20 protein-coding genes are annotated in these 20,434 nt (G+C 64.1%); 15 read left to right on the top strand and 5 right to left on the bottom strand.

Annotated features, from left to right (window positions below; genetic code table 11):
- Nucleotides 1–27: 27 nt before the first annotated feature.
- The 4 genes from flhA to PCA31118_RS17715 are packed head-to-tail and all read left to right on the top strand — an operon-like array spanning nt 28 to nt 4,969.
- Nucleotides 28–2,088 carry a flagellar biosynthesis protein FlhA gene (flhA, locus tag PCA31118_RS17700; protein WP_425495377.1) on the top strand — a complete coding sequence of 687 codons (2,061 nt, stop codon included), beginning with the start codon at nt 28–30 and terminating at the stop codon, nt 2,086–2,088.
- The gene (gene flhF / locus PCA31118_RS17705) at nt 2,085–3,347 is read left to right on the top strand and encodes a flagellar biosynthesis GTPase FlhF (protein WP_150626432.1); all 1,263 of its coding nucleotides are present in this window, start codon (nt 2,085–2,087) and stop codon (nt 3,345–3,347) included. The genes flhA and flhF overlap by 4 nt, the downstream gene beginning before the upstream one ends.
- Nucleotides 3,340–4,203, top strand: a complete 864-nt coding sequence (locus PCA31118_RS17710) for a MinD/ParA family ATP-binding protein (protein WP_150626433.1) — start codon at nt 3,340–3,342, stop codon at nt 4,201–4,203. Before flhF ends, PCA31118_RS17710 begins: the two co-directional genes overlap by 8 nt.
- Nucleotides 4,204–4,240: 37 nt before the next feature.
- Complete coding sequence (locus tag PCA31118_RS17715) at nt 4,241–4,969, top strand: RNA polymerase sigma factor FliA (RefSeq protein WP_150578064.1); 729 nt, start codon at nt 4,241–4,243, stop codon at nt 4,967–4,969.
- A 950-nt stretch (nt 4,970–5,919) separates the two neighbouring features.
- On the opposite strand, the gene PCA31118_RS17720 is transcribed toward PCA31118_RS17715, so the two are convergent.
- The 3 genes from PCA31118_RS17720 to flgA all read right to left on the bottom strand — a co-directional run bounded on the left by PCA31118_RS17720 (nt 5,920) and on the right by flgA (nt 7,910).
- Nucleotides 5,920–6,378: a flagella synthesis protein FlgN gene (locus PCA31118_RS17720; protein ID WP_150626434.1), complete on the bottom strand. Its 459-nt coding sequence runs from the start codon at nt 6,376–6,378 to the stop codon at nt 5,920–5,922.
- 3 nt (nt 6,379–6,381) lie between these two features.
- On the bottom strand, nt 6,382–6,717 hold the full coding sequence (gene flgM, locus PCA31118_RS17725; protein ID WP_150626435.1) for a flagellar biosynthesis anti-sigma factor FlgM: 336 nt from the start codon (nt 6,715–6,717) through the stop codon (nt 6,382–6,384).
- A gap of 125 nt (nt 6,718–6,842) precedes the next feature.
- Complete coding sequence (gene flgA / locus PCA31118_RS17730; protein WP_150626436.1) at nt 6,843–7,910, bottom strand: flagellar basal body P-ring formation chaperone FlgA; 1,068 nt, start codon at nt 7,908–7,910, stop codon at nt 6,843–6,845.
- A gap of 427 nt (nt 7,911–8,337) precedes the next feature.
- Between flgA and flgB the strand changes: the two genes are divergently transcribed.
- From flgB to flgL, 11 genes are all read left to right on the top strand, one after another.
- Complete coding sequence (flgB, locus tag PCA31118_RS17735) at nt 8,338–8,778, top strand: flagellar basal body rod protein FlgB (RefSeq protein WP_150626577.1); 441 nt, start codon at nt 8,338–8,340, stop codon at nt 8,776–8,778.
- 5 nt (nt 8,779–8,783) lie between these two features.
- Nucleotides 8,784–9,188, top strand: a complete 405-nt coding sequence (flgC, locus tag PCA31118_RS17740; protein ID WP_039394038.1) for a flagellar basal body rod protein FlgC — start codon at nt 8,784–8,786, stop codon at nt 9,186–9,188.
- Nucleotides 9,189–9,211: 23 nt separating this feature from the next.
- A complete protein-coding gene (gene flgD / locus PCA31118_RS17745) occupies nt 9,212–9,940 on the top strand; it encodes a flagellar hook assembly protein FlgD (protein WP_044457470.1) in 729 nt (242 codons plus the stop codon).
- An 85-nt stretch (nt 9,941–10,025) separates the two neighbouring features.
- Nucleotides 10,026–11,282, top strand: a complete 1,257-nt coding sequence (flgE, locus tag PCA31118_RS17750) for a flagellar hook protein FlgE (protein ID WP_150626437.1) — start codon at nt 10,026–10,028, stop codon at nt 11,280–11,282.
- Between the two features lie 46 nt (nt 11,283–11,328).
- Nucleotides 11,329–12,072, top strand: a complete 744-nt coding sequence (locus PCA31118_RS17755) for a flagellar basal body rod protein FlgF (protein ID WP_150626438.1) — start codon at nt 11,329–11,331, stop codon at nt 12,070–12,072.
- Nucleotides 12,073–12,139: 67 nt separating this feature from the next.
- Nucleotides 12,140–12,922, top strand: a complete 783-nt coding sequence (gene flgG, locus PCA31118_RS17760) for a flagellar basal-body rod protein FlgG (protein WP_150626439.1) — start codon at nt 12,140–12,142, stop codon at nt 12,920–12,922.
- Nucleotides 12,923–12,977: 55 nt separating this feature from the next.
- A complete protein-coding gene (locus PCA31118_RS17765) occupies nt 12,978–13,691 on the top strand; it encodes a flagellar basal body L-ring protein FlgH (protein ID WP_246190295.1) in 714 nt (237 codons plus the stop codon).
- A gap of 8 nt (nt 13,692–13,699) precedes the next feature.
- Nucleotides 13,700–14,881, top strand: a complete 1,182-nt coding sequence (locus tag PCA31118_RS17770; RefSeq protein ID WP_425495375.1) for a flagellar basal body P-ring protein FlgI — start codon at nt 13,700–13,702, stop codon at nt 14,879–14,881.
- A 1-nt stretch (nt 14,882) separates the two neighbouring features.
- Nucleotides 14,883–15,770 (top strand): flagellar assembly peptidoglycan hydrolase FlgJ, encoded by an 888-nt coding sequence (gene flgJ / locus PCA31118_RS17775; protein ID WP_150626442.1) that lies wholly within the window; start codon nt 14,883–14,885, stop codon nt 15,768–15,770.
- A 183-nt stretch (nt 15,771–15,953) separates the two neighbouring features.
- Complete coding sequence (flgK, locus tag PCA31118_RS17780) at nt 15,954–17,942, top strand: flagellar hook-associated protein FlgK (protein WP_150626443.1); 1,989 nt, start codon at nt 15,954–15,956, stop codon at nt 17,940–17,942.
- An 18-nt stretch (nt 17,943–17,960) separates the two neighbouring features.
- Nucleotides 17,961–19,196 carry a flagellar hook-associated protein FlgL gene (gene flgL / locus PCA31118_RS17785; RefSeq protein ID WP_150626444.1) on the top strand — a complete coding sequence of 412 codons (1,236 nt, stop codon included), beginning with the start codon at nt 17,961–17,963 and terminating at the stop codon, nt 19,194–19,196.
- A gap of 160 nt (nt 19,197–19,356) precedes the next feature.
- Here flgL and fliR read toward each other — a convergent pair whose 3' ends face one another.
- Entirely contained in the window at nt 19,357–20,148 is a 792-nt protein-coding gene (gene fliR, locus PCA31118_RS17790; protein WP_150626445.1) for a flagellar biosynthetic protein FliR, read from the bottom strand.
- Nucleotides 20,149–20,160: 12 nt separating this feature from the next.
- Complete coding sequence (gene fliQ / locus PCA31118_RS17795) at nt 20,161–20,430, bottom strand: flagellar biosynthesis protein FliQ (RefSeq protein WP_039394013.1); 270 nt, start codon at nt 20,428–20,430, stop codon at nt 20,161–20,163.
- Nucleotides 20,431–20,434 lie beyond the last annotated feature (4 nt).

The raw sequence follows: 20,434 nt of genomic DNA on the forward strand, positions 1-20,434 counted from the left end.
GCGAACCAGCTGCTGCGCACCTCGCAGATGCTCCTTGGGGGCAATCTGAAGTCGCTCGCCGCGCCGGTGCTGATCATCATGATTCTGGGCATGATGATCCTTCCGCTGCCGCCGTTCATCCTGGATCTGTTGTTCACGTTCAACATTGCGCTGGCCGTGATGGTGCTGCTCGTGAGCATGTACACGCAAAAGCCGCTCGACTTCGCGGCGTTCCCGAGCGTGCTGCTGTTCTCCACGCTGTTGCGCCTATCGCTGAACGTGGCCTCCACCCGCGTGGTGCTGCTCGAAGGGCACACCGGTCCGGACGCCGCAGGCAAGGTGATCGAGGCGTTCGGGCACTTCCTGGTGGGCGGCAACTACGCCGTCGGTATCGTGGTGTTCATCATCCTCGTGGTCATCAACTTCATGGTGATTACGAAGGGTGCCGGCCGTATCGCCGAAGTGGGGGCGCGTTTTACCCTCGACGCCATGCCCGGCAAGCAGATGGCCATCGATGCCGACCTGAACGCCGGTCTCATTGGCGAAGAGGAGGCGCGCAAGCGCCGCGCCGTGATTGCGCAGGAAGCCGATTTCTACGGCTCGATGGACGGCGCCTCGAAGTTCGTGCGCGGCGACGCCGTTGCGGGCTTGCTGATCATGCTGATCAACATCATCGGTGGGCTGATCGTCGGGGTGGTTCAGCACAATCTGGATCTCGGCACGGCCGCCAAGAACTACACGCTGCTGACCATCGGTGACGGTCTGGTGGCGCAGATCCCGGCACTGGTGATCTCGACGGCCGCCGGTGTCGTCGTCTCGCGGGTCGCCACCGACGAAGACGTCGGCCAGCAAGTCGTCTCGCAACTGTTCAGCAACCCGCAGGTGCTTGGCATTACCGCTGCGATTCTTGGCCTCATGGGGCTGATTCCCGGCATGCCGCATTTCGCCTTCCTGGTGCTCGCACTGGGCCTCGGCGCGTTGGCCCGCTGGCAGTTCCGCAAGGCGGCAGCCGCCAAGGTGCAGGCGACGCGTCCCACGCCGGTGGCCGCAGCGGCGCCGGCCGAAGTGGCCGAAGCGTCGTGGGACGACGTGGCGCTGGTCGACCCGCTGGGGCTGGAAGTCGGCTATCGTCTGATTCCGCTCGTCGACCGCAATCAGGACGGCGAACTGCTCAAGCGTATCAAGGGCATCCGGAAGAAATTCGCACAGGAAATCGGTTTCCTCGCGCCGGTGGTGCACATTCGCGACAATCTGGAGCTCCGGCCGAATCAATATCGCATCACGCTCAAAGGCGTGATCATTGGCGAAGGCGAAGCCTATCCGGGTCAGTTGCTGGCGATCGATCCGGGGCAGGTGAGTGCGCCGTTGCAAGGCACGCCGACGCGCGACCCGGCGTTCGGGCTGCCCGCAACGTGGATCGACGTGGGCCAGCGCGATCAGGCGCAGGCCTACGGTTACACGGTGGTCGATGCGGGCACCGTGGTCGCAACCCACCTGAACCACCTGATCAACGCCCACGCGCACGAGTTGCTCGGACGGCAGGAAGTGCAGCAGCTCATCGAGCGCATCGGCAAGGACGCGCCGAAGCTCATCGAAGATCTCGTGCCGAAGACCATCGCGCTCACCACGTTGCAGAAGGTGTTGCAGAACCTGCTCGAAGAGCAGGTGCCGATTCGCGACATGCGTACCATCATCGACACCATCGCCGAGCACGGCGCGCGCGTGCAGGATCCGTACGATCTCACGGCGCTGGTGCGCCTGTCGCTCGGTCGGGCGATCACGCAGAGCGTGTTCCCGGGCAGTGGCGATCTGGAGGTGGTGGGGCTCGACGCCAATCTCGAGAGAATTCTTACGCAGGCGTTGTCCGCCGGCGGTGGCACCGGCCTGGAGCCGGGCCTTGCGGACACGCTGTTGCGTGAAACCCAGGCAGCGGTGGCGCGTCAGGAGCGCCAGGGCCTGCCGGCGGTATTGCTGGTTCAACATCCGCTGCGTTCGCTGCTCTCGCGCTTCCTGCGCCGCAGCCTGCCGCAGCTCAAGGTTTTGTCGTATGCGGAAGTGCCAGATACCCGTAACGTGAAAATGACGGCACTCATCGGAGGTCAAGCGTGAAGATTCGGAAATTCTTTGCGGGCACGTGCCGCGACGCACTGCGCCAGATTCGCGAGGAAATCGGACCCGATGCGGTCGTGTTGTCCAACCGTTCGGTCGCCAACGGCGTCGAAATCGTGGCGTTGGCGGAAGAGGATCTCGATGCGCTCGCCGGCGGCGACATGCCCACGCATCGTCCGCGTCCCCGTCCGGCCGCCACCGTGCCGACAGCGGCTGCGCAGACGACGGCCGCCAACGACATGGCGGCGGCAAGCGCATTCGCACAGTCGATGATGGGCGAGCTGCAAAGCATGCGCGGACTGCTCGAAGAGCAGGTGGCAGGGCTGGTGTGGAACGACAAGCAGCGTCGCTCTCCCGCGCAAGGCGAGATTCTGCGCACGTTGCTCGCAGCGGGTTTTTCGGCGCAACTCGGGCGTGCGTTGCTCGAACATCTGCCTGAGGGCAGCGACCGTGACAGCGGGCTCGATTGGGTCAAGAATGCGCTCAAGCGCAACCTGCCCATCATGCCGAACGAAGACGAACTGATGGATCGCGGCGGCGTGTACGCCCTCATGGGGCCCACCGGCGTGGGCAAGACCACGACCACGGCCAAGCTCGCGGCGCGTTGCGTGATGCGGCATGGCGCGGAGAAGCTCGCGCTGCTCACCACCGACAGCTATCGTATCGGCGGTCACGAGCAACTGCGTATCTACGGCAAGATCCTCGGTGTCACGGTGCACGCGGTGAAGGACGCGACGGACCTGCGTCTGGCGCTCACCGAGCTGCGCAACAAGCACATGGTGCTCATCGACACGGTCGGCATGAGTCAGCGCGATCGCACGGTGCCCGAGCAGGTCGCGATGCTGTGCGGCGCCGAGACGCCGGTGCAGCGTTTGCTGTTGCTCAATGCCACGAGCCATGGCGACACGCTCAATGAAGTGGTGCATGCCTATCGCAGTGCCAGCGCCGAGGGCGGTGGCGATCTGGCCGGGTGTATTCTGACGAAACTCGACGAGACGACCAATCTCGGCTCGGTGCTCGATACGGTGATTCGCCACCGTTTGCCGGTGCATTACGTTTCCACGGGACAGCGCGTGCCCGAAAATCTGCACGTGGCGGACCGGCAATTCCTGATCGACACGGCGCTGTCTGCGCCGGTGACGGGGTCGCCGTTCGTGCCGTCCGAGGAAGACTTGCCGGCCGTGGTGCGCGGGGTCGATCCCAACTACAGCGGGCTGTTTGCGCCCGCTCAACCTTCAGGCGAGGCCTGCTTTGGTTAAACTCGTACTCGATCAAGCGGAGGGACTGCGCCGTCTGGTGGCGCGCCATACCACGCGTATCGTCGCGGTGGTGGGGAGTGCGCCTGAAGCCGGTCAGACGAGTGTTGCCCTGAATCTGGCCAGTGCGCTGGCCCACCATGGTCAGGACGTCGTGCTGGCCGACGAGAGCGGCCATGCGGCGCCGGCGCTCGGCCTGCCGCTGCGCGGCGACATTCACGACGTGATTGCCGGGCGGGTTTCGCCTGACATGGTGCGTGTGCAAACGCGCGACAACGTGGTGCTGGTGCCGGTGGCGCATCGCCATCCCGAGCGGATCGATCCGCAGCGCTCGCTGCCGGTGTTGACGTCGGGAGAGCCTGATGTCGTGGTCGTCGATTGTACGCATGCGGGCGGCGTGTTGAGTCCGCTGGCGGCCCATGCGCACGACGTGGTCGTCGTGTTGGGGCGCGAGCCGGCGTCGATCACGGGGGCGTACTCGTGGATCAAGCAGGCGCATTTCGAATATGCGCTTGCCCAGTTCCGGGTGGTCGTGAACCGCGCAGAGGATATGGAAGCGCGTGTGGTGTGCCGCAATCTTGCCACGACGGCGAGCCGTTATCTGGCGGTGTCGCTGGAGTTGGCGGGCCATGTGCCGTCGGATCGTCAGGTCGTGCGCGCGCGTCAACTCACGCGCGCGGTGGTCGATGCTTTCCCGATGGCGCCGGCGGCAGTCGCGTATCGTCAGTTGGCGGCGCAGGTGATGCATTGGCCATTGGCGATTCGCGAGACAGGACCGGCGGGGATCGGGGATATCGGCGGTGATCGCGGTGGTGAGATGGCGCATGGCGTGGGCGCGATGAGCGCGCACACGGCCTGAGCGGCACGGTACGCGTCGAGAGGAAGCGGAGGGAAACATGTATACCGCGCGCGGGAAGGTCGACACGAACGACACGCTGACCCAATACGCGCCGTTGGTGCGCCGCCTGGCGCTGCAATTGATGGCAAAGCTGCCGGCCAGCGTTGAGCTGGAAGACCTGATTCAGGCCGGCATGCTGGGGCTGCTCGATGCGGCGAACCGGTATCAGGAGACGCAGGGCGCGCAGTTCGAAACGTATGCGAGCCAGCGCATTCGCGGAGCGATGCTCGACGAATTGCGCGAGCTGGACTGGGCTTCGCGCGGCATTCGCAAGACGGCGCGCGAGATCGAGAAGGCGGTGCAGCGGCTGGAGCAGCGGCTCGGGCGTGGGCCGTCCGAGAGCGAGATTGCGGGCGAGATGTCCATCGGGTTGACCGAATATCAGCAGATGTTGCAGGACGTGCATGGCTGCCAGCTGATCTACTACGAAGATTTCGAAGCGGCGGATGAAGAGCCGTTCATCGACCGCATCTGCGCGGACCCGGGCGCCGATCCCCTGACGATGTTGCTCGACGAAGGCCTGCGTGGCGGTGTGGTCGACGCCATCGATCACCTGCCGGAGCGAGAGAAGCTCCTGATGAGCCTGTACTACGAGCAGGGTCTGAACCTGCGCGAAATCGGCGCGGTGCTCGAAGTCAGCGAGTCGCGTGTATGCCAGTTGCACAGCCAGGCGATTTCACGCCTGCGTGCGACGCTGCGTGAGAAGGCTTGGACGTCGGCGAACTAGCGATACCGAGTCACAACCAAACCCCTCGAATCAAGACGCGATCGAGGGGTTTTCTTTGTGCATTGGGTGCACTAAGCCACGGGTGCGGCCACTTCGTCGAGTCGGTCATTCAACTTCAGTCGGATTTTGGGGCACGTTCTCAAAACGTATGGACTCTCGCAAAGTCGGCCGCAGACGTCGAAATAGGCATCGATACTTATCGGAAATGTCTCAACTCTGATCTTGCTCATGTGGGGCTATGCTCGGTGCTCCGGCCCGAACCTCACTGGTGGGCCAAACGTCAGGCTGGGGTATGCAGAGAGGGTGGCGTCGACACATGGCGCTTGTTGTCGGCGTCGCGATATCCGTCTTGCTTCATTCGGCGGTGATCTTATCGCTGACGCAACGGACCGGGCGTTCGAGCCTTCACGGCGAGTCCCGGGCGCTGACAGTCTTTTTCGTAGACGCACCGACAAGACGTGCTGTGAGTCAATCAGGTTAATAAACACGTCACCGATCCGTCGTCCTCGCCGGAGCGGGGAATGGCCGACGCCGAGACTGACCTCACATCGACTTTGCTCGATTGGCGAGAATCGGTGACGTCTTTTGTCAGATCCGACGACGAGCCACAAAAATCCGGCACTGCGGAAGAGGCAGTGACACGGCAATCCCACGCAGCGGGCGATCACATGCCGACAGCGGTGGGTGGTATTCCTAACCCAGTCGCGCAAGCGTTTGATGCCGTAATTGGCCAAGGCCCTCAGTCCGTGGGTGCCGTTTCCAGTTATATCCGACCCGATGGATCACGGATAGAACGGATCCAAACAGCTAGTGGGCTGTATTGCGTGCGCATACCCGGTCAGGCGACCAGCACGGATCCGTTTGATAAGCGAGAGCGGCCTCTCAATGCAGAGAAATGCTGATCGACGACGAAGCCGTGCCCGATGTCGTTGAGGATGATCTGACAGCGCTTAAGCCGTCACACTTCCACCGCTGGAGCGCGGCGTGGTACGGCCGTCGGGGCCGTAGAGCGGAGCGTTGTTGCCCGGGCCGTAGAGTACGTTAAGGGCTTGTTGCGTGTAGGTCAGGCGCGTATTGATGAGCAGGCCGTTCGTGTCGTTGGCCCGCTTGGCTTCACCGGCAGCCGCGAGCAGTGCCTTCCACGCGGTATCGATGCGGGAATCGGTCGCCGCGGCGGCCGCTGCACCCGCTTCGTCCGGCGTGAAGCCCAGCGCCTGCAACTGCGCATCGCGTTCGCGACCGAGTGCAGAAAGTTCGGCGACCGCGCGCCCTTTGCGCTCGGTCAACTCCGGCAACGCATCCAGCGTGCCGCTCACCAAAGCCTGCTGTTCTTCCCCGAGCAACGCCGAAAACGTGCCAATGGCAGTCGTCTCGGCAGACAGGGCGTTCAACAGGGCTTCAGTGGTCATGGCTTACTTCGATTGCGCAGAGAGCAGATCGCGCGCGGTCGCAATGAGACCGTCCGCAATCTTGGAGGTGTCGATCACCAATTGGCCGTTGGCAATGGCCGCCTTGATCGACGCCACTTTTGCAACGTCGATATCCGCCGTGCCCGTCTGTGCCAGTGCTTCCTGCAACGCGCGCATCTCCGACGACAACGCGCTCGTGCTCACGCTCGCACCGCCGCCGACATTCGCAGTCGTTGCAGCATTCGTGTCGGCGCTCACAGCGCCGGAAGTCGCGCGATCGGTCGTCGCCTTGCCCGCGCCGACGCCACTCAACGGATTGGCGGGTGGTTCGATTTTCATGTGCTTTCCCCAGAAACCTGCCTGTGTAACGGCATTATCCGCCATAACTTTAGGCAAGTAACATCCTGTTACCAGTTCAAGTGCCCGGGTGATTCAGCGAATACTTAACGATAGTGAGTAATCACTCATAGTGCAACTTCGACTTCGACGTTGCCATTTTTTCCTGTCTTCACCGTGCCGCTGACGACTTGTCCGGCGCGGGTGCGCACCTGCACGGGATCACCCGCGCTCGCGCGTGTGAGCACCTGGCCTTCCGTGCTCACTTCAAATCCGGATCCGCGCGAGACGACCCGCACGGTTTGTCCTTGTTGTACGGCAATCGCGCTGCGCAGCAGGTCGGAGCGGATCGGCAGGCCGGACGTAATGCGGTTCACCGCCACCGTGCCCACGATCTGGCCGGCATCGGTGGCCACCGTGCGCGGCAGCAGCGTGAGATCGCCTTGGCGCGGCGAGAGATCGGTCGCCGAGATCGTCTCACCCGGGTTGATCTGGCGGGCGGCGACGAAGTAGGTTGCGTTGATGCTCACGCGTGCCTGTAGATACAGCGTCCACGGCCGTTCGCCCGCACAACGCACGCCGACGCTCGTCGAGCCCCAGAGGCGGGCCCCCGGGGGCAGGAACGGTTCGAGCGCCGTGCAGGCCGGCATGTGGTCGGAGACCGATTCGCCGACGGTAATGTTGACCTGTCCGGGCAGGCCGGTCGTCTGCTCGCGTAGGAAACGTTCGGCCGTCTGGCGGATGATCTGGGGATTCTGGTACTGGGAATTCTGAGCGCCGGAGCTCTGCGGAACCAGGACGGCGGCTTGCTGTGAAGACGGCTGCACGGTCGGTTGCACTGATGCGTTCACCGTCGCTACCGGGCGCACCATGTTCGGCACATTCGACGCGACACCGCCGGCGGCGGCATTGTTGCCGGGAATGACAATGGCGCTGGGGCCAAGCGTGTTGCCGAGGTTCTGTGCGGCGGGATCGGTGGCGACCCCTGCATTCTGGGGGGCCGCGTGAGCCGAAGCGGCCGAGACGAGCGTCAGGCCCAGACCGAGGCCCAAGCCCACGCCGAAGGTCGTGAACGTCGAGAGCGTTGAGAACGCGGCCGCGAGCAGCCCCGATCGAAGGCGCGTGCGCAGGCCGTGCCGCTGCACGCCGTGCGTGCGCGGGGCGTCGACGAGTCGGTCGTCGGATTTGCCTGCCATGCTCACTCTCCTAGCGGCCGCCGCCCGGGGGAACCACGGGGTAGCCGGCACTCAACCCACTTCAAGCTGTGAAGCCGACGGCACCGGGCAGTGTTCCTTTGCCTGGGGGGCGAACCCCGCCCGATGCCGTCAGGAAGCCATTCTAGAGATGTCCGCGACCGGGCATGGCCCGAAATGGCGGTCAATCTCCTGCCTATTCCTCCGATTGAATCGAGGGGGGTACGCATACGATGCAAAGCATGCCAAAAGGTCCCTATTTTTTCCGGACCCGGCAGGACATCCCGTCTGCGCACAGCGCGACGCCCGTCAGTCAAGGCGCATCAGCGCGCCACGAGACTGAGCCGGGCCCGGCGCGCGACCGCACGGGGCACAGCTTCTTGTGCATCACCCAAGTACCTGGCATCAAGGCAAGCATCAGCGAGACGAGATCATGGACAAACTGGACGCGGCATTGCGATTTTCTCAGCAGGCGCTGTCGATGCGCGCCTATCGCCAGGAAGTGATCTCGTCGAACATCGCCAACGCGGACACGCCGGGATACAAGGCGCGCGACCTCGATTTCAACAATGCCCTGAATCAGGCCGTCGAGCGCGGCGCGCAGCAGCAGATCGCCAGCGAGTCGAGCGTGTCGCTCACACGTACCTCCTCGCGCCACATCGCCGCGCGTGCCGCGACCACGGCCCCGCCGATGGGCGGCCCGGAACTGCTTTACCGCGTGCCTTATCAGCAAAGCGTCGACGGCAACACGGTCGAACTCGACGCCGAGCGAGTGAACTTCGCCGATAACGCCGTGCATTACCAGACGGGCCTCACGGTCCTGAGCAGCCAGATCAAGACGATGCTGACAGCCATCACGAATCAAGGGTAAGCGCCATGCCACTCATGAGCATTTTCGACGTCGCCGGCTCCGCCATGACTGCCCAGTCGCAGCGCATGAACGTGACGGCGAGCAACCTGGCCAACGCCGAGTCGGTGACCGGCCCGGATGGTCAGCCGTACCGCGCCAAGCAGGTCGTGTTTCAGGTCAACCCGGTGACGGGCACCGACGTGGGCGGCGTGAAGGTCGCCGGCGTGGTGGAAGACCCGTCGCCGCTCAAGACGGTGTATGACCCCAAGAACCCGGCGGCGAACGCGCAGGGTTACGTCACCATGCCCAACGTCAATCCGGTGGAAGAGATGGTCAACATGATCTCCGCCTCCCGTTCGTATCAAGCCAACGTCGAGGCGCTCAACACCGCCAAGACGCTCATGCTCAAAACCCTCACGGTCGGCCAGTAAGGGGCCGCGCGGAGACCAGACAGATGGCCAGCATCAATACGTCGAACGCTGCGAATTTCTCGCAGAACTTTCTCGACTCGATCAACGGAACTGCCAACAGCAGCAGTTCGAAGTCGTCCGCCGGCAGCGCAGACGATCTGCAGAACAGCTTCCTCAAGTTGCTCGTCGCCCAGATGAACAACCAGGATCCGCTCAACCCGATGGACAACTCGCAGGTGACCTCGCAGCTCGCGCAGATCAGCACGGTCTCGGGCATCACCCAGTTGAATACGACACTCTCGTCCGTCACCTCGCAACTGAACTCGACGCAAAGCCTGCAAGCGGCGGCGCTGGTCGGCAAGGGCGTGTTGATTCCGGGCACCAACATCGGCGTGGGCAGCACCAAGGCCGACGACGGCACCGTCACGAAGACGGCCACGCCGTTCGGCTTCGAGCTGCCGAGCGATGCCGACACCGTGAAGATCGAGATCAAGGACAGCACCGGCAAGACGATTCGCACTGTCAACGCGGGTGCGCTGGATGCCGGCGTGCAGGCCCTCACCTGGGACGCCAAGGACGACGCGGGTGTCGACGTGGCCGATGGCAAGTACACGCTGAGCGTGACGGCAACGGCCAACGGCAAAGCCATCACGCCGACGCTGCTCTCGTACGCACAGGTGCAGAGCGTGGTCGCTAGCACGACCGGCTCGCCGCTGCTCAACGTCGGTACGGGCTCGAACATCAAGCTCTCCGACGTGCGCGAAATTCTCTGACCCGACACGACGCAAGCTCTTTCTCGTTTTTGAATCGTTTTCGTCGCGACAGGTGTCGTCGACAACCGAATTTCAGGAGTAACACATGGCCTTTTCGACCGGATTGAGCGGCCTGAACGCCGCTTCCAAGGACCTGGACGTCGTCGGCAACAACGTTGCCAACGCGGCCACCGTCGGCTTCAAGCAGGGTCAGGCGCAGTTCGCCGACATCTACGCGAACTCGCTGTTCGGCGCAGGCAACAACACCGTCGGTATCGGCACGCGCGTGGCCGCCGTCGCCCAGCAGTTCACGCAGGGCGACATCACGGTCACGAACCGCCAGCTCGACCTGGCGATCTCGGGCAACGGCTTCTTCCGCGTCTCGAACAACGGCACCATTGCTTACTCGCGCAACGGCCAGTTCTCGCTCGACAAGAACGGCTACATCGTCAACTCGAACGGCGATCACCTGACCGGTTATCTGGCGGGCCCGAACGGCATCATCAACAGCGTCTCGCCGGTCGACCTGCAGATCCCGACGGGCGATCTGGCGCCCACGGCGACCAGCAAGATCACGGGTCAGTTCAATCTCGACTCGCGCAGCGCAGTCAACACCACGCCGTTCTCGATCACCGATCCGAACTCGTACACCAACGCCACATCGCTGAAAGTCTACGACTCGCTGGGCAATTCCCACGACGTCAACCTGTACTTCACGAAGACCAGCGTCGACACCACGACCAACAATGCCACTTGGACCGTGTACGCCTCGGTCGACGGCACGACCCAGGTCGGCACCGGCCCGATCGGCACGCTCACGTTCAACTCGTCGGGCAGCCTCGTGTCGCAAACGGACTCGACCGGCGCCACCGTGACCGGCCCGATCACGCTGCCGACGATCACGTACGGTAACGGCGCGGCCTCGGGCAACCTGACCCTGAACCTGACCGGCACGACGCAGTTCGGCAACAGCTACACGCCGAACACGCTCACGCAGGACGGGTACTCGTCGGGCCGCCTGACCGGCTTCACCTTCAACGCCGACGGCACGATCGTCGGCACGTACTCGAACACGCAGTCGATGGTGCTGGGCCAGGTCGCGCTCGCCAACTTCAACAACGTGAACGGCCTGATCCCGCTGGGCAACAACCTGTGGGCGGAATCGGCAGCGTCCGGCATTCCGATCGTCGGCGTGCCGGGCGGCACGAACCTCGGCAAGCTCCAGGCGGGCGCCGTCGAAGCGTCGAACGTCGACCTGACCGCCGAACTGGTCCACATGATCACCGCGCAGCGCAACTATCAGGCCAACGCGCAGACGATCAAGACGGAAGACCAGTTGATGCAGACGATGGTCAACCTGTAAGCACACGGGGAGCGGCGCGTATGCGTAACTTGCAGGAGGGTCGTCGATGGATCGCCTGATCTATGTGGCCATGACCGGCGCGAAGCAGGCGATGGAGCAGCAGTCGACCACCGCCAACAATCTGGCGAACGTCTCCACGCCGGGCTTTCGGGCCCAGCTCTCGGCGTTCCGCCAGGCGCCGGTGCGCGCCGCCGACGGCACGACCGGCACGCGTACGTTCGTCGCCACCTCGACGCCGGGCACGGACTTCACGCCCGGCGCGATGCAGCAAACCGGCCGAGCGCTCGATGTGGCCATTCAGGGACAAGGCTGGCTGGCGGTGCGCGACGCGCAGGGCCGCGAAGCCTACACCCGTGGCGGCAATCTCGAAATGACGGCCGACGGCCAGATCACGCTGCATGGTCTGCCCGTCATGACCGACGCCGGTCCGGCCGCCGTGCCGCCGGGGGCTGCGGTGACGGTCGGCACCGACGGCACGATCTCGGCGCTGGGGCAGGGCGATCCGCCCAACTCCATCGCGGTGATGGGGCAGTTGAAGCTGGTCAATCCGCCCGAAGGCAATCTGGTGCGTGGCGACGACGGTCTGTTCCGTCAGGCCAACAATGCCCCCGCGCAGGTCGATCCGAATGTCGTGGTCGTGGCCGGCTCCATCGAGACGAGCAACGTCAACCCGGTGAGCGGTCTCGTGAACATGATTTCGCAGTCGCGTGCCTTCGAGATGCAGATGAAGATGCTGCAAACCGCAGACACCAACGAACAAACCGCCAACCAGTTGCTGAACTTCAGCTAACGGGCACCGGCTGCGGCGCTCCCGAAAGCGAGCACGCACCGCCACCGAATACGGGGAGAAACATCCAATGATCCGTTCGCTCTACATCGCTGCCACCGGCATGAACGCCCAGCAGACGAACATGGACGTGATTTCGAATAACCTGGCCAACACCAGCACGAACGGCTTCAAGAAGGGCCGCGCGGTGTTCGAGGATCTGCTGTATCAGACGCTGCGCCAGCCGGGCGCGCAGTCGTCGCAGCAAACGCTGCTGCCCTCGGGCCTGCAGCTGGGCACGGGTGTGCGTCCCGCCGCTACCGAGCGCATCTTCACGCAGGGCAACCTGACGTCGACCGCCAACGCCAAGGACGTGGCCATCAACGGCGACGGCTTCTTCCAGGTGCTCATGCCGGACGGCACGACGGCCTACACCCGCGACGGTTCGTTCCAGGTGGATAACAACGGCCAGCTCGTGACGGCCTCGGGTTACCCGATCCAGCCGGCGATTACGATTCCGGCCAACGCGCTGTCGCTGACCATCGCGCGCGACGGCACGGTGTCGGTCACGCAGCCGGGCAATACGGCCAACGTGCAGATCGGCACGTTCCAGCTCGCCACGTTCATCAACAACGCCGGCCTGCAAAGCATGGGCGAGAACCTGTACGCCGAGACGGCCGCCTCGGGCGCGCCGAACGTTGCGCAGCCGGGCACCAACGGCGCGGGCGTGCTCAATCAGAACTACGTCGAAACGTCGAACGTGAACGTGGTCGAAGAGCTCGTGAACATGATTTCCGCGCAGCGCGCCTACGAAATCAACTCGAAGGCCGTGACGGCATCCGACCAGATGCTGCAACGTCTGACGCAGATGTAAGGCGCGGTTGGCCGCGAATGCCTCCAGTAATACGCACTTGGGAATGAACGTCGATATGTCCGCACGCAAGACCGAAACGCACCGCAGCGCAGGCCTCGCGCAGTTTCTGGCGCTCGTGGCCGTCGCTGCGCTGACCGGTCTCGCGGGCTGCGCGTACGTGCCGCAGGAACCGGTCGTGAACGGGCCGACAACCACGCGTCCGCCGCCCCCGCCCGTGGCGGCCGACCCGGAAGGCTCGATTTACCGTCCGCTGTACTCGAACCGCCCGCTGTTCGAGGACCGCCGTCCGCGCAACGTGGGTGACATTCTCACGATCGTCATCAACGAAAACACGGCGGCGAGCAAGAACTCGGCGGCCAATACCACGCGCTCGGGCAGCGGCAATCTGACGCTGAACCAGACGCCGGGTGTGATCGGCGGTGTGCTCAATAATCAGGCGCTCGACGCGAGCGGCGCGAACAAGTTCGACGCCAAGGGCGCGGCCAACGCCAACAACGTGTTCTCCGGTCAGATCACCGTGACCGTGATGGAAGTGCTCTCGAACGGCAACCTCGCGGTCGCCGGCGAAAAGCAGATCGCCATCAACCAGGGCACGGAGTACATCAAGTTTTCGGGCATCGTCAGCCCGCAGACGATTTCGGGCGCGAATACCGTGCCCTCGACGCAGGTGGCCGATGCGCGCATCGAATACCGTGGCAAAGGCTATATCAACGAGGCCGAAACCATGGGCTGGCTGCAGCGCTTCTTCCTTAACGTTTCGCCATTCTGATGTCGATCATGCCGTCCCCGTCGCGCCGCGCGCCTGACTCCAGCCTCCTCCGCCAGCACATCGGCCGCGCGGTCTCCACGTTTGCCGTGGCCATCGCGACGAGCGTGGCAGGCGCTGCCGTGCTGCTGGCGCCCGGCGTGGCGCACGCCGAGCGCCTCAAGGAACTGGCGTCGATTCAGGGGGTGCGCGACAACCAGCTGATCGGCTACGGCCTTGTTGCCGGTCTCGACAATTCGGGCGACCAGACGACGCAGACGCCGTTTACCGTGCAGAGCATGACCAACATGCTCTCTCAACTGGGTATCACCGTCGCACCCGGCACCAACATGCAGTTGAAGAACGTAGCCGCCGTGATGGTGACGGCCACGTTGCCGGCGTTCACACGCCCCGGTCAGGCCATCGACGTCGTGGTGTCGTCGATGGGTAACGCCAAGAGCCTGCGCGGCGGCACGCTGCTGATGACGCCGCTCAAGGGGCCGGACGGACAGGTTTACGCGCTGGCGCAGGGCAACCTGCTGATCGGTGGCGCAGGGGCTTCGGCCAACGGCTCGAGCGTGACCATCAACCAGCTGGCGTCGGGCCGGATTCCGAGCGGGGCGATCGTCGAGCGCGCGGTGCCGACGGCCATGGGCGGTCAGCCGGGCACCGTGCAGATGGAACTGAACGCCACTGACTTCTCGACCGCACAGCGCGTGGTCGACGCGGTGAATCGCCGCTTCGGCTTCGGCACGGCACAGGCGCTCGATGGCCGTGTGATCCTGCTGCGCACGCCGACCGATCCGGCTTCGCGCGTGCAGTTTCTCGCGCAGCTCGAAAGTCTGGAAGTGCGCCCGGACAACACGGCCGCACGCGTCATCATCAACGCCCGCACGGGTTCCGTGGTGATGAACCAGAACGTGACGATCCAGCAGTGCGCCGTGGCGCACGGCAACCTGTCGGTCGTCATCGATACGCAGAACAATGTCAGCCAGCCGGCGCCGTTCTCGGGCGGTCAGACGGTCGTGGCGCCGAATTCGCAGATCTCCGTTCAACAGGAGAACAACGCGCTCAAGATGGTCAAAGCGGGCGCCAACCTCGCCGACGTCGTCAAGGCGCTGAACTCGCTGGGTGCGAGTCCGGCGGACCTGATGTCGATTCTGCAGGCCATGAAGGCCTCGGGCGCCTTGCGCGCCGATCTGGAGATCATCTGATATGGCCGACGGCAACCGCCTGACCGGTGCGGCGGGCAACCACCTGCCCGATCTGACGCAACGCGCTGCCTACGACACGCAAGGGCTCACGGCCCTGCGCGCGGCCGCCCACCAGCAAACGCCGCAGGCCACGCAGCAGGCGGCCAAGCAGTTCGAGGCCGTCTTCACGCAGATGATGCTCAAGAGCATGCGCGAGGCCACGATGTCCGGCGGCCTGCTCGGCAGCGATCAGGAAAAGATGTTCAACGGCATGCTCGACGACCAGCTAGCCCAGCAAATGGCCTCGAACAAGGGCATTGGTCTGGCGGACCTGATGCTCAAGCAACTCGCCAAAACCGGGACGACCTTGCCGCCGGCGGCCATGGGACGCCAGCAGCCGCTCGCCGGTCGTGCGTACAACGCGGCGGACGGCATCGGTGTGGCGGACGGGGCGCCGGCGGCAGCCGGCGAATTCGTCGAGCGCATGGCCAGCGCGGCGCAGAGCGCCAGCGCGAACAGCGGCATTCCGGCGCGCTTCATGCTGAGTCAGGCGGCGCTGGAATCGGGCTGGGGCAAGCGCGAGATCCGTCGCGCGGATGGCAGCACCAGCCACAACGTCTTCGGTATCAAGGCGGGCAAGAACTGGAATGGCCCGACCGTGGAAGTGGCGACCACCGAGTACGTCAACGGTCAGCCGCGCAAGGTGATGGCGAAGTTCCGCGCCTACGGCTCGTATGACGAGGCATTCGCCGACTACGCCAAACTGATTTCGAACAACCCGCGCTATTCGTCGGTCGTGGCCAGCGCCAACGACGCCGCCAGCTTTGCCAACAATCTGCAACGCGCAGGCTACGCGACGGACCCGCAGTACGCCAGCAAGCTCATGAAGGTCATGAAGCACTTCACCTGACGGGGGAAGGCTCGCCGCGATTGGGTTGCCAGGGCGGTGCCCTGGGCGCGACGGCGGGGTGCGGGACGAAAACAAGCGCAGCGACGGCCTCAATTTTGTCGCCGGACTGCCGTAAACACATCGGTAACGGTGCGCGAGCGGGTTTTCGCCGCGGGGCGCGCCTCCAACATAAGCCGCGAGATCATGAGCCTAATCAATATTGGCATGAGCGGGCTGAACGCCGCCCAGTTCGCCCTCAGCACCACCGGCAATAACGTCGCCAACTCGGGCACGGCCGGTTACAACCGTCAGATCGTCGATTACGCCCAGGCCGCCAGCCAGTACGCCGGTGTAGGCTATCTGGGCACGGGCGTGCTGGTCAACGACGTCTCGCGCGTGTACAGCCAGTTCCTGTCGAACCAGACGAATCAGGCGCAGACCCAGTTCAGCCAGCTCGATACGTACTACCAGCAGATCTCGCAGATCAATAACGCGCTGGGCAGCTCCACGACCGGCCTGTCGGCCACGATGAGCCAGTTCTTCACGAACTTGCAGAATATCGTCTCGGCCCCGGCCAACTCGGCCACGCGCGCCACGGTCGTGTCCTCGGCGCAAACGCTCGCGAGCATGTTTCAGTCGCTCTCGGGCACGCTGTCCACGCTGCGCAGCAGCACGAACGCCAGCATTTCGCAGTCGACCGACCAGATCAACGTCTACGCCAAGCAGATTGCGGAACTGAACGACGCCATCGTGCAGGCGCAGGCCAATGGCGGCGGTGCGACCCCGAACGACCTGCTCGACCAGCGCGACCTCGCCGTCTCGCAGCTCAACGCCATCATTCAGACGAACGTGGTCAAGGCGTCGGACGGCTCGTACAGCGTTTTCGTCGGCAACGGCCAGTCGCTCGTGACGGGCAACTCGGCGTATCAGCTCACGACCGTGGCGTCGACCAACGACCCCTCGGAACTGACCATCGCCTATGTGACGCCCAATGGCACCAAGGTGCCGGTGCCGGAATCGTCGATCACCGGCGGCTCGCTCGCCGGCCTGCTGTCGTTCCGCAGCGGTGCACTCACGCAGGCGCAGAACGCGCTGGGCCAGATCGGCCTGTCGCTCGCGGGCACCTTCAACGCGCAGAACAAACTGGGCCTGGACCTGTACGGCCAGCTCGGCGGCAACATTTTCACCGTTCCGCAGCCGACCATCGTCGCCAATACGAAGAACTCCAACGGTGCGGTGCTCAATTCGACGATCACCGACGCCTCGAAGGTCACGGCCAGCGACTACAACGTGACGTTCGACGGCACCACCTACACCATGACCCGCTCGTCGGACGGTGCGAAGTGGACTGCCCCGGTGCCTGCCACCGCCGGCGCGCCGCTCGCGTTCACGGACAGTACCGGTGCTGCATTCGATGACGGTTTCAACGTCACGGTCGGCACCAACGTCGCGGGCGACAGCTTTACGATCGAACCCACGCGCAACGCGGCGGGCAACATCGGCGTGGCGATCACCGATCCGGGCAAGATTGCGCTGGCCGCCCCGATCCTGGCCTCCACACCGTCGACCAACACCGGCTCGCTCAAGACGGACCAGGGGTCGGTCGACGCGAACTACCTGACCAACGTGCTGACCTCGCCGGTCAGCTTCACGTTCAGCAAGGATCCCACGACCGGGGCCATCACCCTGGTCGCACCGTCGCCGATGACGGTGACGGTCAACGGCACGACCACCACGTATGCCGCGGGCGACACGGTGCCTTACGATGCCACGAGCGGCGCAAAGATTACGCTGGGCGGCATGACGGTCAACATCAGCGGCACGCCCGCCGACGGCGACAAGCTGACGATCGCGCCGAACAGCGCCGGCGCCACCACGGATAACCGCAACGGTCTGGCGCTCTCGGCCCTGCAAAACGACAAGACCAAGGTCGGCGGCAAGGATTCGTACGCCTCCGCTTACGCGAATCTGGTCTCGTACGTCGGCTCGACCACGAACACCTACAAGGCGACGAGCGCCGCGCAGCAAACGTTGCTCAAGCAGGCGCAGACCGCCCAGCAGTCCAATTCCGGCGTGAGCCTCGACGAAGAGGCCGCCAACCTGATCAAGTTCCAACAGCTCTATCAGGCCAACTCGAAGGTCATCCAGACCGCGTCGCAGTTGTTCGACACGATCTTGCAGATGGTCAACTAAGGCTGAGGAGACGACACGATGCGCATCAGCACCAGCATGATTTTCGATCAGGGGTCGTCGGCCATGAGCCGTAACGTCGCCGATCTGCTCAACACACAAGCGCAGCTATCGTCGGGCAAGCGCGTGACCACGCCGAGCGACGATCCGCTCGCGTCGGCCCAGGCCGTGGCCATTTCGCAGGCCAAGGACATGAACGGGCAGTACGCCACGAACCGCGGTGCGGCCACGACGGCGCTCCAGCTCGAAGACCAGACCTTCGGCAGCATCATCAATACGCTGCAACACGTCATGTCGCAGGTGGTGGCAGCGGGCAGCGCCTCGCTCAACGACAACGACCGCTCGGCCATTGCGACCGATCTGCAATCGAGCTACCAGCAACTGCTCTCGCTGGCCAACACGACGGATGCGAACGGCCAGTACCTGTTCTCGGGGTTCATGGGCAACTCGGCCGCGTACGTCTCCACGCCGACCGGCGCCAGCTACGCGGGCGACACCGGCATTCGCTACGTGCAGGTCTCCGCCGGCCGTCAGATCGCGATCAACGACATCGGCTCGAACATTTTCCAGGCGATCCAGCCTGCCACGGCAAGCACGGTGATCAGCGGCAGCCTGTCGAACACCGGCACGGCCACGTTCACGCCGGTCTCGACGACGGACGTGACCAACCCGGGGGCGAATCACCAGTTCTCGATCGGCTTCGCGATCGACAACACGACCACGCCGCCGACCACGAACTACACGATCAAGGATCTGACCGACACCACGGTGCCCGACGTCACGGGCGTGTACACGTCGGGTCAGCCGATTACGTTCGCGGGCAAGTCGGTGACGTTTACGGGCACACCAGCCACGGGCGACGCCTACACGGTCGCCCCCGCAGGCAATTCGAATACGAACGTGTTCGACAACCTGCAAGCGCTGATCAATACGCTCAAGACGCCGGTGGGCTTGCAGGGACCGTCGGGCACGGCGAATCTGAGCAATGCGCTCACCACGTTCAACCAGATGTTCGGCAACACTTACGACAACGTGACCACCGTGCGCACGACCGTCGGCTCGCGCCTGAACGAACTGACGACGCTCGGGGACATCGGCAGCGCCAACGATCTCGCGTATTCGTCTCAGTTGCAGGACCTGCTGGACGTGGACATCATTTCGGCCACGAGCCAGTTCGCGCAGCAACAGGCGTCGCTGCAAGCCTCGCAGCAAACCTTCATCCAGACGCAGAAGCTTTCGCTGTTCAGCCTGCTCTGATATCGGCAGGTGCAGTGACGACGGGCCACCTTGGGTGGCCCGTTTCGTTTTGGACGGATGAACCGGCGGGGAAGCCCGCAAGAATGTCGGCGTGAACGTCGGCGTGAATGTCCGCGTGAAAGCTGACGGCCGACAAAATGGCTGACGATAGCGCTTCCGTTCAGGGCTTTGGCACGAAAGCCGCCGTTGCCCGGACCATCATGTCGATGCCGATGGCATTGAAGTGGTCCATGACCGGTGCGATACGCGGCATCATCAGCTCCAGCACCACCAGACCGACGCCCAGCGTGAGCGGAAAACCCACCGCGAAGATGTTCAGCTGCGGGGCGGCGCGATTCAGAATGCCCAGCGCCAGATTGCAGATCAGCAGGGCGGCGACGAGCGGCAACGACAACATGAGCGCCAGCGTGAACAACTGACCGCCCAGCATGGCCAGGTAATGCCACCCCCCCACGGACAACGGCGTGCTCGATATCGGCAACACGGCGAAGCTCTGGACCAGCGTGGCGTACATGACCAGATGCCCGTTGGTCGCGAGGAACACGAGCATGATGACCACGTTGAGCAGCATGCCGAGCACGGCGGTGCTGCCGTCGGCGTTGGGGTTGAGCAGCGTGGCGAAGGACAGCCCCATTTGCAGACCGACGAAATCGCCCGCCATGCTCACCGCAGAGAACACGACCTGCATGCACCAGCCGAGCGCCGCACCGATCATCATCTGCTGAGCGAGGATCCACAGGCCTTCCCACGAGAACGGGGAGACGGCGGGCGCCGGAGCGATCACCGGCGCGAGCGTGAGCGCGACGATGCCCGCGAGCCCGATCTTCACGGTGCCGGGTACACGCGAGTCGCCGAAAAGCGGGGCCGTCATCGACAGCGCGAGCAGACGCACGAACGGATAGAGGAACGTCGCAATGACGCCGGAGAGCTGATCGTAGGTGAAGCTGATCAAGGTCGAGGCGGCTTACCCGACGAGGCCGGGAATGCCGGTGAGCAACTGACGCATGTAGTCGACCATGAGATTGAGCATCCACGGACCGGCGACCACCAGCGTGATGAACACGGCGAGCAGTTTGGGGATGAACGACAGCGTCATTTCGTTGATTTGCGTGGCGGCCTGAAACAGGCTCACCAGCAGGCCGGACACGAGCGCGACGATCAACAGCGGTGCGGCGAGCAGCAGGCAGACCTGCATTGCCTGATGCGCCAGCGCCATGACGGTTTCCGGAGTCATCTCA

This window comes from Pandoraea captiosa (genome assembly GCF_902459775.1).
GTDB lineage: Bacteria > Pseudomonadota > Gammaproteobacteria > Burkholderiales > Burkholderiaceae > Pandoraea > Pandoraea captiosa.

Excerpts from the sequence above, each read along its gene's own strand:
- flgE (WP_150626437.1), top strand. The coding sequence starts at position 10,026 with ATGGCCTTTTCGACCGGATTGAGCGGCCTGAACGCCGCTTCCAAGGAC.
- PCA31118_RS17765 (WP_246190295.1), top strand. The coding sequence starts at position 12,978 with ATGTCCGCACGCAAGACCGAAACGCACCGCAGCGCAGGCCTCGCGCAG.
- flgG (WP_150626439.1), top strand. The coding sequence starts at position 12,140 with ATGATCCGTTCGCTCTACATCGCTGCCACCGGCATGAACGCCCAGCAG.
- PCA31118_RS17720 (WP_150626434.1), bottom strand. The coding sequence starts at position 6,378 with ATGACCACTGAAGCCCTGTTGAACGCCCTGTCTGCCGAGACGACTGCC.
- PCA31118_RS17770 (WP_425495375.1), top strand. The coding sequence starts at position 13,700 with ATGCCGTCCCCGTCGCGCCGCGCGCCTGACTCCAGCCTCCTCCGCCAG.
- flgC (WP_039394038.1), top strand. The coding sequence starts at position 8,784 with ATGCCACTCATGAGCATTTTCGACGTCGCCGGCTCCGCCATGACTGCC.
- flgK (WP_150626443.1), top strand. The coding sequence starts at position 15,954 with ATGAGCCTAATCAATATTGGCATGAGCGGGCTGAACGCCGCCCAGTTC.
- flgL (WP_150626444.1), top strand. The coding sequence starts at position 17,961 with ATGCGCATCAGCACCAGCATGATTTTCGATCAGGGGTCGTCGGCCATG.
- flhA (WP_425495377.1), top strand. The coding sequence starts at position 28 with ATGCTCCTTGGGGGCAATCTGAAGTCGCTCGCCGCGCCGGTGCTGATC.
- PCA31118_RS17755 (WP_150626438.1), top strand. The coding sequence starts at position 11,329 with ATGGATCGCCTGATCTATGTGGCCATGACCGGCGCGAAGCAGGCGATG.
- PCA31118_RS17715 (WP_150578064.1), top strand. The coding sequence starts at position 4,241 with ATGTATACCGCGCGCGGGAAGGTCGACACGAACGACACGCTGACCCAA.
- flgD (WP_044457470.1), top strand. The coding sequence starts at position 9,212 with ATGGCCAGCATCAATACGTCGAACGCTGCGAATTTCTCGCAGAACTTT.
- fliQ (WP_039394013.1), bottom strand. The coding sequence starts at position 20,430 with ATGACTCCGGAAACCGTCATGGCGCTGGCGCATCAGGCAATGCAGGTC.
- flgA (WP_150626436.1), bottom strand. The coding sequence starts at position 7,910 with ATGGCAGGCAAATCCGACGACCGACTCGTCGACGCCCCGCGCACGCAC.
- flgJ (WP_150626442.1), top strand. The coding sequence starts at position 14,883 with ATGGCCGACGGCAACCGCCTGACCGGTGCGGCGGGCAACCACCTGCCC.
- flgM (WP_150626435.1), bottom strand. The coding sequence starts at position 6,717 with ATGAAAATCGAACCACCCGCCAATCCGTTGAGTGGCGTCGGCGCGGGC.